We start from the raw sequence: 13,735 nt of genomic DNA, 5'->3' as shown, positions 1-13,735 counted from the left end.
ATCCCCGCTCCTGCCAAGAGTTGCGGCAGCCACCCGCGCTATTGACCTCAGCAGCCACTCACCCTACACAGCGCGGACCGAAAGCATGATCCGGAAACAGCCGGTTTTTCCCCGCGACGCGAGCTTCAGCGCAGCGGCAAGACATGCTTCTCGAATGTCCGAAGACGATGGCGATCGATCTTGAAAGCCATCCGCGGCCATGGGAGCGCGTAGCTCAGCCGGTAGAGCACGTGACTTTTAATCACGGGGTCCTGGGTTCGAGCCCCAGCGCGCTCACCAACAATATCAATAACTTAAAGCCAGTTGTGGCCCGCTTTGCTTCCCAGAAAATGTGCCGTGGGAAGCACCTGGGAAGCGCCCGGCGACGTGTCCAACAGATGCACTCGCTCGAACGCGTTGCTCGCGAATGGGCGGAAGATGCTGAAATGCTCGAGAGCCGCGAGGGCCTTCTTGATCTGGCTGACTCTCCCCCCCACCATGACGCCAGTGTAGAAAATTGGGCCGAGAAGGCTTTGCAGCAGCCTGGGCCCTACACCGTCGGAACGGAATCGTTTCATGCGTCTTTCGCCGCTACTTTGCTTACTCCTATCCGCGTGTGTGGGTGGATTCTGGACCGACACATCCCAGCCTCTTCCGACCGCCGTGTTCACAGACGGGCCTCCGAGCAAAGAGGTGATGCAGCGGGGCATCCAAAAAGTTGTGACGGAAGCAAAACTGAGGGAGCCCGTCGAGATCTCGGCTCTTCGCAAGTCTGACGTCGGATCGGGCGGTTACTTCGTGTGCCTCAGAGAAATGAACCCGCCCCCGAACGAACGACGCCGCACCTATTCTGTGTTTTTCGACGCCGACTATAAGGGCTCCAGGGAGTCGGTCATTCTCGAGAAGTGTGAGCTCCAAGAGTACGCCTTGATGGAATTGAAAGTTGAGCAGAGCGGACGCAAAGTTGCAGGTGCGCGGCGGTAATGGGACCGCCGGACGGCCGGAGGCCCGCCAGAGTGAACCGGCGGGCTATCGCCAAGGATGGCATCAGGCGGCGCTCGGCTTCCAGAACGGCACGCTCATGATGGCTGTGGTGCGGACATGTAGGCGTGAGCCAGTTTCTGTCGATGCTTCTGCTTGCCACGGCCTTGACCCTGACAATGTGCTCGGGGTAGCGGCTTGGCGTGCGTCATCCGACAAAAACGCAGATCACCGGCAGCACACTGTATCAATACGGCGCGAGACCTTGACCTGTGTAATCGCTGCGACATGGCGCATGTCCCGATGGCAGCGGTCTGCTCGCATAGGTCTCAAAGAGCCGCTGGCGTATTTGCGCCTTGGACTACCCCTTGTTCCCGTGGTTTGCCAAACCGTGTGTGCCTATGAGCTAGGGCAATGAATGGCCGCTCGATCGCGAGGTAGGTCACGAGTGACGCCCCCAAAGTGATGGCCACGAAAGTCGGAATGTGGCTCGGAAGATGCTGCTTCGTCTTCCAGACATAGTCGATAACGATCGGGTGCAGGAGATACGCCGAATAAGAGATCGTCCCGATACCTTGCAGGATCGGCAATGAAGCGCGCGGCGGCCGTTGTAGCCAATAGCAGACCAGCACACCCGCCGCGAAGGCCGCACACGTCCCTTGGAAGTAGCCCGCGAAGTTGCGAGCCGTGATCGGGATCGCCACACAGATCGCAAGAACCGCAAGAGCCGAATTGAACGCGATATTAGTTGCAAGAAACTTCGGCACTTTCTGATCGTCAACCAAAAGAGCGATGATCACCCCAATGAGAAACTGATGATAGTAAGCTAGGGTCAGCGACTCGGTTTGATTGAGCCGAGCCGCAATGCTCATAACCATCAGAACCAGGAAGAACGTTACGGGGTAGCCCGCTTTTCGCGCGATGAAGAGAAGCGCCGGAAACGTGATGTAGAACCAGAACTCGACAGCGAGGCTCCATAGAACGCCGACGCTATATCCAAACCACACCCCAAAGTCTGAGGTGAACGTGAGGAGGGCCGGCATCTGCAAAAGAAGTTTGTCTGCATCGTCGCGATAGAGCCAGAGCCACAGGATCATGATCTGCGCGACATACATTGGGTAGATCCGCGCAACTCGACGGGCCCAAAACCTCACCACGTTCGGAATTGTCAGCATTCCGTCGCGGAGGAGAATGCTACAAATCAGATAGCCGCTAATGACGAAGAAGATGCTGACCCCGACAGCCCCTCCCGGAGCCGTCGATGGGCTCGCATGCCCTACCATTACGAGCAAGACAGCGACGGCCCTCAGCCAGTCTAGATATTCGACGCGCTGTTCCATGCCCCCGCCCCTACCAAGCAAAAAACATACCTCACCAACTGAGACGCGAGCAAGGTCAACCAGTGGCGGCCCCACCCACGGTATTCTCCCTGCGGCGGGAACAAGCTCACCGGGACCCCTGTTTAGTGGTTGTAGTTTGAGAGGACCCGACGCCGTCGCCGAAGCATTGCAGACAGCACTGGGGATGCCACTTAAGGAGCGACGCGAGCGTTGGCAGGCCATGATGGTGGTGCTGCGCCGCAATAGCATTACGGCATGGCGTGAGAATTTCCTCGAGGCACTTGGCCGCTAAATGGGGATGCCGTTTGGAACGTGCATCAGTGCAGCAGGTTGCGATAATCTCTTTCGTCAACCAGGTTGCCCCAGTCCTCCGATGGGTGTTCATCGGCTTCGCTTTATTTTATGAACATGATACCCGGCTGTGAGATCTCGAACATGCGCAATCAATACAAGACGCGCACATAGCAATCACTGGAAGCGGGTAGATGATGCCGTCGTATTCCTGACCTCGGTCAACGTCGGCGGACGCACTTGCGACCGCATTGCTCTGGTCCGCGGACTGTCGCACTCAAGCGCCAGTTGGGCCGCGTTTATAGAGGGGCAGCAAAAACAACCCCGCGGCCGGTGACCGGTCGCGGGGTTGCGAAACCAGAAGCTCTGCCAGTACATCCGTGGTCAAAGCATCAAAGGCATTGATTGCAAGTTTAGGCGGCGCGCAGATTCTCTGCTGCAGACTTGCCGGTCCGGCGGTCAGCAACGATGTCGAAAGAGACCTTCTGTCCCTCATCGAGGCTGCTCATGCCGGCGCGTTCAACCGCGCTGATATGAACGAACACATCTTGGCTTCCTTGGTCTGGTTGAATGAAGCCAAAGCCTTTTTGGCCGTTAAACCACTTCACAGTTCCCGTATTCATGCGTGATCGTCCTTTAGGATATAGTGTTGAAGCCGCGCTCGGCGCAGCATGCGAATTCGAGATCTGGAGAGCTGGCCCCGCAAATTCGGACAGTAGCTTGAGTGGATTTTCTGCCTGACAGCGGCGAGGATTCTTGCTGCGAATCAGGAGCGAAGATGACGAAGAAGAGCCGCCGGACGCATTCTCCGGCATTCAAGGCGAAGGTTGCTTTGGCTGCGGTCAAAGGCGACAAGACACTGGCGGAGCTGGCGCAACTGTTTGATGTTCATCCGAACCAGATCACGATCTGGAAAAACCAGCTCCTGGAAGGCGCCGCCGGCGTGTTTGGGCATGACAAGACATCGGCCGAGACGCCGGTCGATTTGAAGGCGTTACATGCCAAGATCGGCGAGCTGGCGTTGGAAAACGATTTTTTGTCCGGCGCGCTCACCAAGGCGGGCCTGCTGAGCGCAAAGCGATGATCGACCGCGGTCATGATCTTTCTATCGTGCGCCAGGCGAAGGTCCTGAAGCTGGCTCGCAGCACGGTCTACTATGAACCTCGGCCAGTTTCGGCCGAGGACCTTGCCTTGATGCGTCGGCTCGATGAGCTGCATCTCGATTATCCCTTCGCGGGAGCGCGTATGCTGCGATCGTTGCTGCGGCGGGAGGGCGTATACGCCGGTCGCCGCCACATCGCGACGCTGATGAAGCGCATGCGGATCGAGGCGGTCTATCGTCGCCCGAACACGAGCAAGCCGGCTCCGGGTCACAAGATCTACCCGTACCTGTTGCGCGGATTGAAGATCGAGCGGCCCGACCATGCGTGGGCAATGGACATCACCTACATTCCGATGCGGCGTGGCTTCGTCTATCTCGCGGCGGTCGTCGATGTGTTCAGCCGACGGGTCCTGGCCCATCGCGTCTCGATCACAATGGAGGCGGCCTTCTGCGTCGAAGCGGTCCAGGAGGCGTTGGCGAAGCACGGCAGGCCCGAGATTTTCAACACGGATCAGGGCAGCCAGTTCACCAGCCTCGAGTTCACCGATGTGCTGCTGGACGCGAAGATCGCCATCAGCATGGACGGCAAGGGCGCCTGGCGCGACAACGTGTTTGTCGAGCGGCTCTGGCGCACGGTCAAATACGAAGAAGTTTATCTCCGCGCCTACGACAGCGTGTCCGAGGCGCTAGCGTCAATTGCCAAGTATCTGGCCTTCTACAATCAGGGACGCCCTCACTCGAGCCTTGACGGGCGCACGCCCGACGAGGCTTACTTCGGCACGCAAGCTATGGTGATGGCCGCATGACCGTCGCCGACGGTTTTGTCGTCGCTCTGGTCGGGCTACGCCCTCCCGACGCAACGACAAAACCGTAAAGCCCCGCGTTCAGCATAACCCGGCAGGAATCCACTTAAATCCAGCGGGGCGCTGTCCAAACAACCGGGGCCAGCTCTGGGATGCTCGCGCCATCGAGTGTCACCCGCTCTCTCATCCGATCCAGATTCTGCGCGCGAACAGCACGGTATCCATGAAGAGTGCAGCACCGGACAAGCCGACGATGCCGATCATGACCGGTTTCATCCGCAACCCGAATTGCGCCAGGATGATAAAGATGGGAAATGAGAGCAGATTGAAGCGACCCATCGAGACAAATCCTGACGGACCGCCACTGAGGGAGAAGTATGGCAGCAACAGAACTCCCAAGGCGAACAGCGTCAGTGAGGTGGGCAATCGAAAAGAGCCCGCAATGATGGCTGTGATGAACAGAAGCGTGAACCAGCTATCCCACCCCCACGGATTCCAATCATCCAGGATCATTCGAGAGAATGGCTCCAACGCCAACGCCGAAATGAATCGCGCACCCATGGTCGTTCCGAGGTGATAGCCGCTCTGAGCAGTGAACAACAGCAGCGGATCGCCAAAGGCATACCAGAGATAGGCCATGAACAGGCAGAGGCCGGAGATGGCAAGCAATGCATAGACGATAGCGGCGCGAAGCCGCAGCGGCTGCCCGCGGTTCGTCCAAATCTCCCACATCAAGACCGCCAACAGGATAGTGCCCGTTGCTCGGGTTGCCGAGGCTAGTACCCACTTTTCTTGGAACGTGAGTCGTGATTCAAGGTCGGGATGATACCCGAAGCAAGAGAAGTCCACCTTTCGAGGAAAGATCGCAAGGTGCTTGAGGCGTGCTGTCGCTCACCGGTGACGTTGCAGCGCGATTTGAAGCGGGCGCGGATAGTTCTGTTGGCGGCGGATGGGCGCAGCACCCGGTCGATCGCCAAGGAAGTTGGGGTCCAGCCGCGGATTGTCAGCCTTTGGCGGCATCGCTATGCCGACCATGGCCTTGAAGGGCTGCAAGACAAGCCGCGGCCTGGCAAGCAGCCGATCTATACGAAGACGACCGACAAGCGGATTCTGAAGCTGCTGGATAAGCCGCCACCGCAAGGGTTTGCGCGCTGGACCGGCCCCCTGCTGGCCGAGGCGCTGGGCGATGTCGATGTCCAATATGTCTGGCGGTTCCTGCGCAGCCACAAGATTGACCTGGTGGCTCGCAAGTCCTGGTGCGAGAGCAACGACCCGAACTTTACGGCCAAAGCCGCCGATGTTGTCGGCCTCTATGTCGCGCCGCCGGCGAAGGCCATTGTGCTGTGCGTGGACGAGAAGCCCTCGATCCAGGCTTTGGAGCGAGCGCAGGGTTATCTGAAGTTGCCCAATGGCCGCGCCTTGACCGGCCAAAGCCACGATTACAAGCGGCATGGCACCACAACATTGTTTGCGGCGCTCGAAGTCGCCACCGGAAAGATCATCGCGACCCATTCAAAACGCCGGCGCCGCGTCGAGTTTCTCGATTTCATGAACAGCGTCACCGCGGCTTTTCCGAACCGCAAGCTTCACGTCATCCTCGACAACCTCAACACCCATAAAAAGAACGAGGACTGGCTCAAGGCCCACCCCAACGTGCAATTTCATTTCACGCCGACAAGTGCGTCATGGCTCAATCAGGTCGAAGTATGGTTTTCCATCTTGCAGGGGCAGTCGCTCAGCGGCACCTCCTTCACGAGCCTCAAGCAGCTTCAGGAACACATCGATGCCTACGTCAACGCATACAACGACAGAGCCGAGCCCTTCGTCTGGACCAAGAAAAAGGTCCGTCAACGCCGTTTCAAAGGCCGCCGTATCACTCAGCTCTGATTCCGGGTACTAGAGCCGACAACAGGGCCGCCCACACAAAATGCTTGCTCTTCAATGCAAGGAAGAACGAGACGATCAGTAAGAGCGCGAGCGGTTCGGTGTACCCGGCCGAGAATACCACCGAGGTCGGAAAGAAGCTCAACAGCGCAACGGTCGCGTGACCGACCTCGTCGCCAAAATCCTCGCGAACGAACTTGAACAAGACAACGATCGCGCAAAGACCGGCAATGTTGGACATGAGCAGCATGGAGTCGGCAATGTCAATTCCGGACACCGTCGCGATCGCGCGAGAGAGCAGTGGGTAGAGCGGGTAGAAGACCACGGTTTGAGGTACGGTCGGATCGCCATTGTAGCCATATCCTGCTGTCGCGATCCTGAAATACCATTGTGAGTCCCATTGCAGGAGCTGATGATACCAGGATGGCCCCGCCGACCAGACGTCTGGCGCGATCGGCAGATACTTCCCGGAGAAGAGCAACCCCAGCGCGATCACGAGCCGCGAAAGCAGAAAAATCAGGATCGCGCAGCCATAGGAGTAATATAAACCTTTGCGGCCCGAAACGCGGTCGAGATGATCAGCGCAAAGAATCGTTTGTCGATCATAGGTGAGCATTCGAGACCCTGGCCCCGTGGGGCCTTGCCTGTCAGAGGCCGATTGAATTGTCAGCCCTGGGTTTTCGAACGTGTTGACTTGGATCAAGCTCTGAACGGAGCGACCACATCAACGCTGCCGTCAGCCAAGAGCTTCGCGCGATGTCGAAAGCGAGACCTATCCTCTCGTGCCAAGGGAACGTCTGGATCACATTCGCCAGATCCTGAAATTGTACGAGAAAAATAGCTTGCTGTTGAACGCGCCGGCGGTTCACGACGATGTCAGACATCAAGGGCTCGGTACGAGACCCCTGTTATGGGCGCAGTCACGAGCGCAGTTGCTTGGCCTAGCTCGACTAGGCCTGCATGTATTGGCCGACAACATGCTGGCGCGGCACTTCTATCGGACTCACGGTGTCATCGAGCGCGGTGTTGCGGAGGTCCCTTCACATCCGCGACTTCGGCATTCCGGGGGAAGTATTCTTATGAGCCGAGCTGTCTGCGCCGAAGGGGCAGCGAAGCGAAGCTTGATGAAATGTAGAGAGAAATCGGATCCATCCACGTTGGAGTCCCCAGTCAGCACGCACGTCAGTCACTGGCCCGAATGGAAGGTCGTGGCGATGTCCCCGTATTGCAGGCTGATCGGATCGACAGGCTCTTTGAAGGCGCGCCACCTGCTACCGAGAACCGCCAGCGTTTCTGTGACGGCTCGCCGAGACCGTCTCACGGGCGTGATTGCGCCGCCGCTTTTGATCAAAGTCAACGGAGGCGCTCCAATTGGACATATCTTTCGGCGGTATCGAGCTAATACGCGGAGACTGTTTGATGCCCCATAAGCAGGTTCTGTTTCATTCGGCCGCACGCGAGAAGGTCTTGCGCGGCGCCACTTTGCTCGCCGACGCGGTACGGGTGACGTTGGGCCCCAAGTCGAAGTCCGTCCTGATCCAGAAGAGTTAGGGCGCGCCTATCGTCTGCAATGACGGCGTCACCATAGCCAAGGAATTCGATCTCAAGGACGCCGAGGAGAACCTCGGCGCACAGGTATTGAGGCAGGCGGCAGAAAAGACCGGCGATGTGGTCGGCGATGGCACCAGCACGTCGACGATCCTCGCCCATGCCATCCTCGCCGATGGCGTCCGCAACGTCGTCGCCGGCGCGAGCGCCATTGATCTAAAACGCGGTCTGGATCGCGCTGCACGGGTGACGATCGACGCATTGCATGCGATGGCACGCCCGGTCAACACGAAAGCGGAAAAGGCGCAGGTCGCTACCATCTCGGCCCACAACGATCCTACCATCGGCGCACTCGTCGCCGACGCGCTCGAAAAGTCGGCGGCGAAGGCGTCATTTCAGTCGAGGAATCCAAGACTATCGAGACCACGCTCGACGTCGTGGAAGGCATGAAATTCGACCGCGGCTTCTTGTCGCCCTATTTCGTCACTGATGCGGACCGCATGGAGGCGGTCCTCGAAGATCCCTACATTCTGCTCTGCGACCACAAGATCGGCGCATTGCGGGACTTGGTGCCACTCCTGGAACAGGTCGCCAAGAGCGGCCGGCCCCTCGTGATCATCGCGGAAGACATCGAGGGCGAGGCGCTCGCAACACTGATCGTCAATAGGCTCCAGGGCGTGCTCAAGGCCTGCGCTGTCAAGGCGCCAGGCTTTGGCGATCGACGCAAGGCTATGCTGGAGGACATCGCCATCCTGACCGGCGCCCAGGTCATTTCCGAAGAGCTCGGACTGAAAATGGAGAGGGCGACGCTAGAGCAGCTCGGTCGGGCTGCCCGCGTGGTTGCCGACAAAGAGAATACCACGCTTATCGGCAGCGGCGGCGATCGTGCCAGGATCGACGCGCGGATGGTCCAGATCCGGCACGAAATTGAGAAGACCACGAGCGATTATGACCGTGATAAGCTCGAGGAGCGGCTTGGGAAGCTGTCAGGTGGCGTCGCGGTGATTCGCGTCGGCGCGCCGACCGAAGCCGAGATGAAATCCAAAAAAGAAGCCCTTGACGACGCTATCAGCTCGACCAAGGCGGCGGTGGCCGAAGGCATTGTGCCCGGTGGCGGGCTCGCATTGCTGCGCTGCATCGAAGCGGTGAACAAGGAAGAAGCGACTTGCGAAGGTGACGAGAGGACTGGCGTTCAGATCCTCAAGCGAGCACTTGAGGCCCCTGCCCGCCAAATCGCCGAAAATTCGGCCGCCGACGGCGGCGTCGTTGTGGCACGGATGCTCGGCGGCCAAGGCAATTTCGGCTTTGACGCATCCCGGAAAGTCTATGTCGACCTGGTCGAAGCCGGCATTGTCGATCCTGCAAAGGTCGTGCGAACCGCGCTGGAGAATGCCGTATCCGTGGCAAGCGTGCTGCTTTTGACAGAGGCGACCATGACCGAAATCCCGGAGCCGAAACGGGAGCGGCGACAGGAACCGGATATGACAATGTAGTCCATCGGCTCATGGTCGATGTCCAGCGGACCTCTGCAGCTCTGAAGCAACTCACCCCGACGGAGCTACACACTTCCAATCAGATGCTTCTCGATTTCCGCTACCGGATGCTTGGTCAGGTCTTTATGTAATTCCGCAACGATGCAGCTCCTCACATCCTGATGGAAAGCCTTGCGAAGATCCGCCAACGTTCGAGGTGGCGCGATGACGATGATGGCTCTCGTTTTTTGCTGGCGAACCAGTTTCTCGAGAGCTGCCGCCACCATGCGTGCGAACCGGTGTTCTTCCAGATCGTGCCAGTCGACAGCCTCGACTGCGCTTCGCTGGCCAGAATGAGCCGCCTTGCTGATCCGCCCGGGACCTTCGCTACCCTGCAAATGGGTCGGCGGGTTGTCATCCTCGAAGACCCGTTCGGTTTTCAAGTTCGGGAATTCCGCGTCGCCCTCGTTGCGCAAGAACAGCGCCTTTCGGCCGTCGCCGACAAAAACGATCGCGTTGTGCGGGATCATCGTTATACTCATGAGCAGAGGCTCCGTGTCGCCGTTCCACCAGGTATTTACGTCAGAGCCAGTGACGCATGCCAAGGAGACGCGTCAGTTTTTGACCGAGGTCAAGCAGTGGTTTCCCAGGTTCGTACTTCATCTCATTGGTCGCAGATGCAGCGATGGTGGTTGATTCATATCAACACAGCTCTGCCCGGCGATTGGTTGGGAGTTCGGGAACATCATGATCAAAGACATTCTTGTTCATATTCCTACTGAGCGACCACCGCAGCCGGTGATCGATGCATCTACTTCACTCGCGGGGGCGCTGCACGCTCATCTCGACGCGATAGCCGCCGGATACATACAGCCTGGCATAGCGTTCGCAGCAGATGGGGTTGTGACTGGCGTGGCTACCGTCTTCGAGATGGAGCAGGAGCGAGCTACGGAGCGTAGCGCTGCCGCGCTTGCCGTCTTCGAGACGGAGGCGCGTAAGGCGGAGATCCCGTACGGATGTCGCTCCATCCAGGATTTGCCGGCCGAGGCGGCCTCCGCCGTCGGGGCTGCCGCAAGGCTTTATGACCTCACCGTCGTATTGCAGCCGGACACGGCGCAGGACAGCTTTGACAATGCGACGTCAACGCAAATTCTACTTCAGGCTGGCGGCCCCGTCCTCGTGATCCCCCACATTTTCAAGGGCGCCTTCAGGCCCCGGCGCATCGGCATTTGCTGGGACGGAAGTCGCTCCGCGGCCCGCGCAGTCAAGGATGCGAAGCCGCTTCTGTCAGGTGCGGAGGCGGTGGTGGTGATTTCGATCAATGAAGTCCAGGTTGCTCCGGCGGAAGCATCCGCGCAGAACTTGATGAAACACATGGGCCGGTCCGAAATCGCGACGACCCTGATCGAGCTGACGGCTGAACGGTCCGAGGTCCAGCCTTCGATCCTATCCTTGGCAGCGGATGAAGGCCTCGACATGCTGGTCATGGGAGCTTACGGCCATTCCCGGATCCGGGAGGGCCTTTTCGGCGGCGTCACCCGCGAGATGCTGAACACGATGACGGTGCCGGCGCTGATGTCGCACTAGCGATAACTCTCCGGTCAGATCAGAGGACGAGAAGGCTGCTTTGGAGATTGCCATGAAAGCGCGAGATGTAATGGTGTCCCCGGTCATCACGGCCGAAGAGAATGCAACCGTGCAGGACGTGGCGAAGACAATGGTTGCCAGGCGCATCAGCGCAGTCCCCATCGTCGACAAAACAGGAAAGCTCGTCGGCATCGTCACCGAGGCCGACTTGATGCATCGCATCGAAACCGAGACGGAGCGTCGCTACTCGTGGTGGCTGCACATGCTGTCCGGAGATGGAGCGATGGCGGCGGACTATGCCAAGTCTCATGCCAGAAAGATTGTGGACGTCATGACACGGGAGGTCAAGATCGCCGAACCCGAAACGCCCCTGGCTGAGATTGCCGAATTGTTCGAAACGAACGGCATCAAGCGAGTGCCCATTGTCGACCAAGCGGGCGACCTGGTCGGCATCGTCAGCCGCGCGAACATTATTCAGGCCGTCGCGAGTGCCCGGCCAAAGCTCGAGATTGCACTGTCGGATGCCACGATCCGTCGGAAACTGATGGAAGAATTGAAGAAGCAGCCCTGGGCGCACTCCCACAAGATCAACGTCATCGTCACGCGCGGAATCGTGGATTTATGGGGGACCGTCGAGTCCGAGCAGGCGAGAAAGGGGATCAACGCCGTGGCCATAAACGTGCCCGGCGTGGACGTGGTCAACGACCACCTCATTCACGAGCCAGTTTTTGTCTACTGAATTGTCGGCCGGGGTCTGAGTGCGGTCGGCAAATCGTTAGCTGTTAGATCTTTCCTTCGCCGAGATGGTGCGTTTGCGAACCACAACGGCAGTGTCGGCAAAACTCGCGACGCAGTGATGGCCGCGAGCGAAATTGCGCAGACGACCAACAGCGGCGTCATTCAGGCCGAATAGCCGTTCATAGTCGCGATGGCCGATCTGGAGAACCGCCCAGACAGGGTAAATTCTCTGCGCTTCATGTCGGAGCCCTTCTGCTACCGCCTTAGGAGCTTTCGCAATCTGGGTAGCGGCTGCGTGTTGATCACATCGGCTGGCTCTAGCCAGCCGCGACGTGCCTGATCGACGCCAAATCGCATGTTGGAAAAGCCAGCCGTTGCATGCGCGTCTGTCGAGATCGCGAGCTTGACGCCCGCTGACTTCGCCGCATGGGCGTGAATGTCCGTGAGGTCCAGCCGGTCTGGATCCGCATTCAGCTCAAGACAACAGCCGCGATCGGCGGCGGCCACGACGATAGCCTCGATGTCCACCTCATAGGGCTCTCTCTCGCCGATAAGCCTTCCCGTCGGATGGGCAATGATGCACACGTGGCGGTTATCCATCGCACGGACGATGCGCTCCGTCTGGAGCTTGCGGGACAGATCGAACTTGTAGTGCACGGCCGCGACCACGATATCGAGCCGCGACAATATCTTGTCGGGCAGGTCGAGGCGCCCATCAGCGAGGATATCGACCTCCGCCCCTTTGAGCACGGTGAAACCGTTCAGTTTCTCGTTCAACCGGTGGATTTCATCAATCTGGCGGCTCAGCCTGGCTTCATCCAGACCATGTGCCACCGTGACATGCTGGCTGTGGTCGGTGATGGCGATGTAGTCACAACCTTTCGTTTTTGCCGCGGCTGCCATGTCTGCAACCGGGGCCGTCCCATCGCTCCAGCTGGAATGGACATGCAGGTCGCCCCTGATATCTCCAAGCGCAATCAGCCTGGGAAGCTTACCGGCCTTTGCAAGAGCAATCTCGCCGCGATCCTCGCGCATTTCCGGCGGGATCGCGGCCAGATCGAGTTTGCGGTAGATTTCCTCTTCAGTCACCCCGGCGATGCGTCGCTGGCCCTCGAACAGGCCGTATTCGTTGAGCTTCCAGCCGCGGTCATTGGCCAGACCACGCAGCGCGATGTTGTGGGCCTTGGAACCCGTGAAGTACATCAGGGCTGCCCCATAGCTCGCCTTCGGAACGACCCGCAGATCGACTTGAAGGCGGGAGCGGAGGACGACCGTCGTTCTGGTTGGACCGTGTGCCAGCACGTTGGCAACATTCTCGTACTTGCTGAGCTTGTCGCCAACCGCCGCGCCGTTGTGTGCGGCCACGACGATGTCGAGATCGCCCACCGTATCGCGCCTACGGCGATAGCTTCCGGCAACCGCCATCAGATCCCGCTTGGTGTCGCGCAGATAGTTCAGCAACGCCTCCGCTTCGGCCTCAGCTTCGGACAATTTGAAGCGCTTTTCCACCTGTGGCTTGGCCAGCGCCGCCGCAAGCTTCTGCTCGCTCTTGGCCCCGAACCCCTTCAACTCCCGCAATCGTCCCGACCTGATCGCGCGCCGCAAATCCTCAAGCGAGCGGACACCCAGCCTGTCGTAGAGCAGTTTGACCCGTTTTGGCCCCAACCCAGGAAGGGCAGCGATCTCGCCGAGATCACCTGGCAGCTGGCGCTTGAGCCGGTCAAGTACATCGAATTTGTGGGTCGCGACGATTGCCTCGATCTTACCCGCGAGGTCCTTGCCGATGCCAGGTAACTCGGAGAGATCCTCTCCTGCTTTAAGCAGGCTTGTGATGCTCTTTGGCAGGCGCTCGATCAATCGGGCCGCATTACGGTAGGCGCGCGAGCGGAAGGGGTTATCGCCCTTGATCTCCAAGAGCTCAGCAGTCTGGTCGAACATTTCGGCGATTTCGGCATTCTGGACCGGCATGGGCGCCTCCCTGCCCTGGCAAGCTAGGCGCACACCGAGCGA

Annotated in this window: 14 protein-coding genes, 1 tRNA gene and 1 pseudogene; 8 read left to right on the top strand and 8 right to left on the bottom strand. The window is 59.0% G+C overall.

Translation table 11 applies throughout. The features are described from left to right. The first annotated feature begins 203 nt into the window (after positions 1–203). Positions 204–279 (top strand) — tRNA-Lys (locus ACFLEY_RS23280). Between the two features lie 14 nt (positions 280–293). Here the strand turns inward: ACFLEY_RS23280 and ACFLEY_RS23275 are convergent. After that, positions 294–557 carry a hypothetical protein gene (locus ACFLEY_RS23275; RefSeq protein WP_129557616.1) on the bottom strand — a complete coding sequence of 88 codons (264 nt, stop codon included), beginning with the start codon at positions 555–557 and terminating at the stop codon, positions 294–296. Between the two features lie 118 nt (positions 558–675). Between ACFLEY_RS23275 and ACFLEY_RS23270 the strand changes: the two genes are divergently transcribed. Then, complete coding sequence (locus ACFLEY_RS23270; RefSeq protein WP_063824327.1) at positions 676–963, top strand: hypothetical protein; 288 nt, start codon at positions 676–678, stop codon at positions 961–963. 326 nt (positions 964–1,289) lie between these two features. Here ACFLEY_RS23270 and ACFLEY_RS23265 read toward each other — a convergent pair whose 3' ends face one another. Beyond that, on the bottom strand, positions 1,290–2,300 hold the full coding sequence (locus tag ACFLEY_RS23265; RefSeq protein WP_060912182.1) for an acyltransferase: 1,011 nt from the start codon (positions 2,298–2,300) through the stop codon (positions 1,290–1,292). A 704-nt stretch (positions 2,301–3,004) separates the two neighbouring features. After that, positions 3,005–3,214 (bottom strand): cold-shock protein, encoded by a 210-nt coding sequence (locus ACFLEY_RS23260; RefSeq protein ID WP_028153817.1) that lies wholly within the window; start codon positions 3,212–3,214, stop codon positions 3,005–3,007. Between the two features lie 155 nt (positions 3,215–3,369). On the opposite strand from ACFLEY_RS23260, the gene ACFLEY_RS23255 reads away from it, so the two are divergent. Next, positions 3,370–4,499 (top strand): IS3-like element ISRj2 family transposase gene (locus ACFLEY_RS23255; protein WP_129557650.1). Its coding sequence is split into 2 segments (ribosomal slippage): positions 3,370–3,622 and positions 3,622–4,499, totalling 1,131 coding nucleotides; the frame shifts between segments, so codons are not numbered across the junction. A 180-nt stretch (positions 4,500–4,679) separates the two neighbouring features. Here ACFLEY_RS23255 and ACFLEY_RS23250 read toward each other — a convergent pair. Further along, complete coding sequence (locus ACFLEY_RS23250; protein ID WP_396604945.1) at positions 4,680–5,240, bottom strand: hypothetical protein; 561 nt, start codon at positions 5,238–5,240, stop codon at positions 4,680–4,682. A 78-nt stretch (positions 5,241–5,318) separates the two neighbouring features. Here ACFLEY_RS23250 and ACFLEY_RS23245 point away from each other — a divergent pair, with 78 nt between their 5' ends. Beyond that, positions 5,319–6,383, top strand: coding sequence for an IS630-like element ISRj1 family transposase (locus ACFLEY_RS23245; protein ID WP_026192128.1), 1,065 nt, complete (start codon positions 5,319–5,321; stop codon positions 6,381–6,383). Here the strand turns inward: ACFLEY_RS23245 and ACFLEY_RS23240 are convergent. Then, positions 6,370–6,996, bottom strand: a complete 627-nt coding sequence (locus ACFLEY_RS23240) for a mannosyltransferase family protein (protein ID WP_396604944.1) — start codon at positions 6,994–6,996, stop codon at positions 6,370–6,372. The genes ACFLEY_RS23245 and ACFLEY_RS23240 overlap by 14 nt on opposite strands. Positions 6,997–7,027: 31 nt before the next feature. Further along, positions 7,028–7,264, bottom strand: a complete 237-nt coding sequence (locus ACFLEY_RS23235; protein WP_171901097.1) for a hypothetical protein — start codon at positions 7,262–7,264, stop codon at positions 7,028–7,030. Between ACFLEY_RS23235 and ACFLEY_RS23230 the strand changes: the two genes are divergently transcribed. Both ACFLEY_RS23230 and groL read left to right on the top strand, forming a co-directional pair. Next, positions 7,163–7,810 carry a GNAT family N-acetyltransferase gene (locus tag ACFLEY_RS23230; RefSeq protein WP_211433936.1) on the top strand — a complete coding sequence of 216 codons (648 nt, stop codon included), beginning with the start codon at positions 7,163–7,165 and terminating at the stop codon, positions 7,808–7,810. The genes ACFLEY_RS23235 and ACFLEY_RS23230 overlap by 102 nt on opposite strands. Then, positions 7,800–9,421, top strand: a pseudogene (gene groL, locus ACFLEY_RS23225) (chaperonin GroEL). Before ACFLEY_RS23230 ends, groL begins: the two are co-directional and overlap by 11 nt. A 65-nt stretch (positions 9,422–9,486) precedes the next feature. Here the strand turns inward: groL and ACFLEY_RS23220 are convergent. Next, positions 9,487–9,930: a host attachment protein gene (locus ACFLEY_RS23220; RefSeq protein WP_249163137.1), complete on the bottom strand. Its 444-nt coding sequence runs from the start codon at positions 9,928–9,930 to the stop codon at positions 9,487–9,489. 217 nt (positions 9,931–10,147) lie between these two features. On the opposite strand from ACFLEY_RS23220, the gene ACFLEY_RS23215 reads away from it, so the two are divergent. Both ACFLEY_RS23215 and ACFLEY_RS23210 read left to right on the top strand, forming a co-directional pair. Next, positions 10,148–10,987: a universal stress protein gene (locus ACFLEY_RS23215; protein WP_060912178.1), complete on the top strand. Its 840-nt coding sequence runs from the start codon at positions 10,148–10,150 to the stop codon at positions 10,985–10,987. A 52-nt stretch (positions 10,988–11,039) separates the two neighbouring features. Continuing rightward, on the top strand, positions 11,040–11,726 hold the full coding sequence (locus tag ACFLEY_RS23210; RefSeq protein ID WP_038959233.1) for a CBS domain-containing protein: 687 nt from the start codon (positions 11,040–11,042) through the stop codon (positions 11,724–11,726). A 254-nt stretch (positions 11,727–11,980) separates the two neighbouring features. On the opposite strand, the gene polX is transcribed toward ACFLEY_RS23210, so the two are convergent. Then, a complete protein-coding gene (gene polX, locus ACFLEY_RS23205) occupies positions 11,981–13,693 on the bottom strand; it encodes a DNA polymerase/3'-5' exonuclease PolX (protein ID WP_060912177.1) in 1,713 nt (570 codons plus the stop codon). Between the last annotated feature and the right edge of the window lie 42 nt (positions 13,694–13,735).

This window comes from Bradyrhizobium sp. YCK136 (genome assembly GCF_044570075.1).
Taxonomy (GTDB): Bacteria; Pseudomonadota; Alphaproteobacteria; order Rhizobiales; family Xanthobacteraceae; genus Bradyrhizobium; species Bradyrhizobium diazoefficiens.
The sequence above is the reverse complement of the archived record's forward strand: the minus strand, read 5'-3'. Positions and strand labels throughout refer to the sequence as shown.

Bases quoted from the DNA above. Each gene is read 5' to 3' on its own strand.
- ACFLEY_RS23275 (WP_129557616.1), bottom strand. From the start codon at position 557: ATGAAACGATTCCGTTCCGACGGTGTAGGGCCCAGGCTGCTGCAAAGC.
- ACFLEY_RS23270 (WP_063824327.1), top strand. From the start codon at position 676: ATGCAGCGGGGCATCCAAAAAGTTGTGACGGAAGCAAAACTGAGGGAG.
- ACFLEY_RS23265 (WP_060912182.1), bottom strand. From the start codon at position 2,300: ATGGAACAGCGCGTCGAATATCTAGACTGGCTGAGGGCCGTCGCTGTC.
- ACFLEY_RS23260 (WP_028153817.1), bottom strand. From the start codon at position 3,214: ATGAATACGGGAACTGTGAAGTGGTTTAACGGCCAAAAAGGCTTTGGC.
- ACFLEY_RS23245 (WP_026192128.1), top strand. From the start codon at position 5,319: ATGATACCCGAAGCAAGAGAAGTCCACCTTTCGAGGAAAGATCGCAAG.
- ACFLEY_RS23240 (WP_396604944.1), bottom strand. From the start codon at position 6,996: ATGCTCACCTATGATCGACAAACGATTCTTTGCGCTGATCATCTCGAC.
- ACFLEY_RS23235 (WP_171901097.1), bottom strand. From the start codon at position 7,264: ATGTCTGACATCGTCGTGAACCGCCGGCGCGTTCAACAGCAAGCTATT.
- ACFLEY_RS23220 (WP_249163137.1), bottom strand. From the start codon at position 9,930: ATGATCCCGCACAACGCGATCGTTTTTGTCGGCGACGGCCGAAAGGCG.
- ACFLEY_RS23215 (WP_060912178.1), top strand. From the start codon at position 10,148: ATGATCAAAGACATTCTTGTTCATATTCCTACTGAGCGACCACCGCAG.
- ACFLEY_RS23210 (WP_038959233.1), top strand. From the start codon at position 11,040: ATGAAAGCGCGAGATGTAATGGTGTCCCCGGTCATCACGGCCGAAGAG.
- polX (WP_060912177.1), bottom strand. From the start codon at position 13,693: ATGCCGGTCCAGAATGCCGAAATCGCCGAAATGTTCGACCAGACTGCT.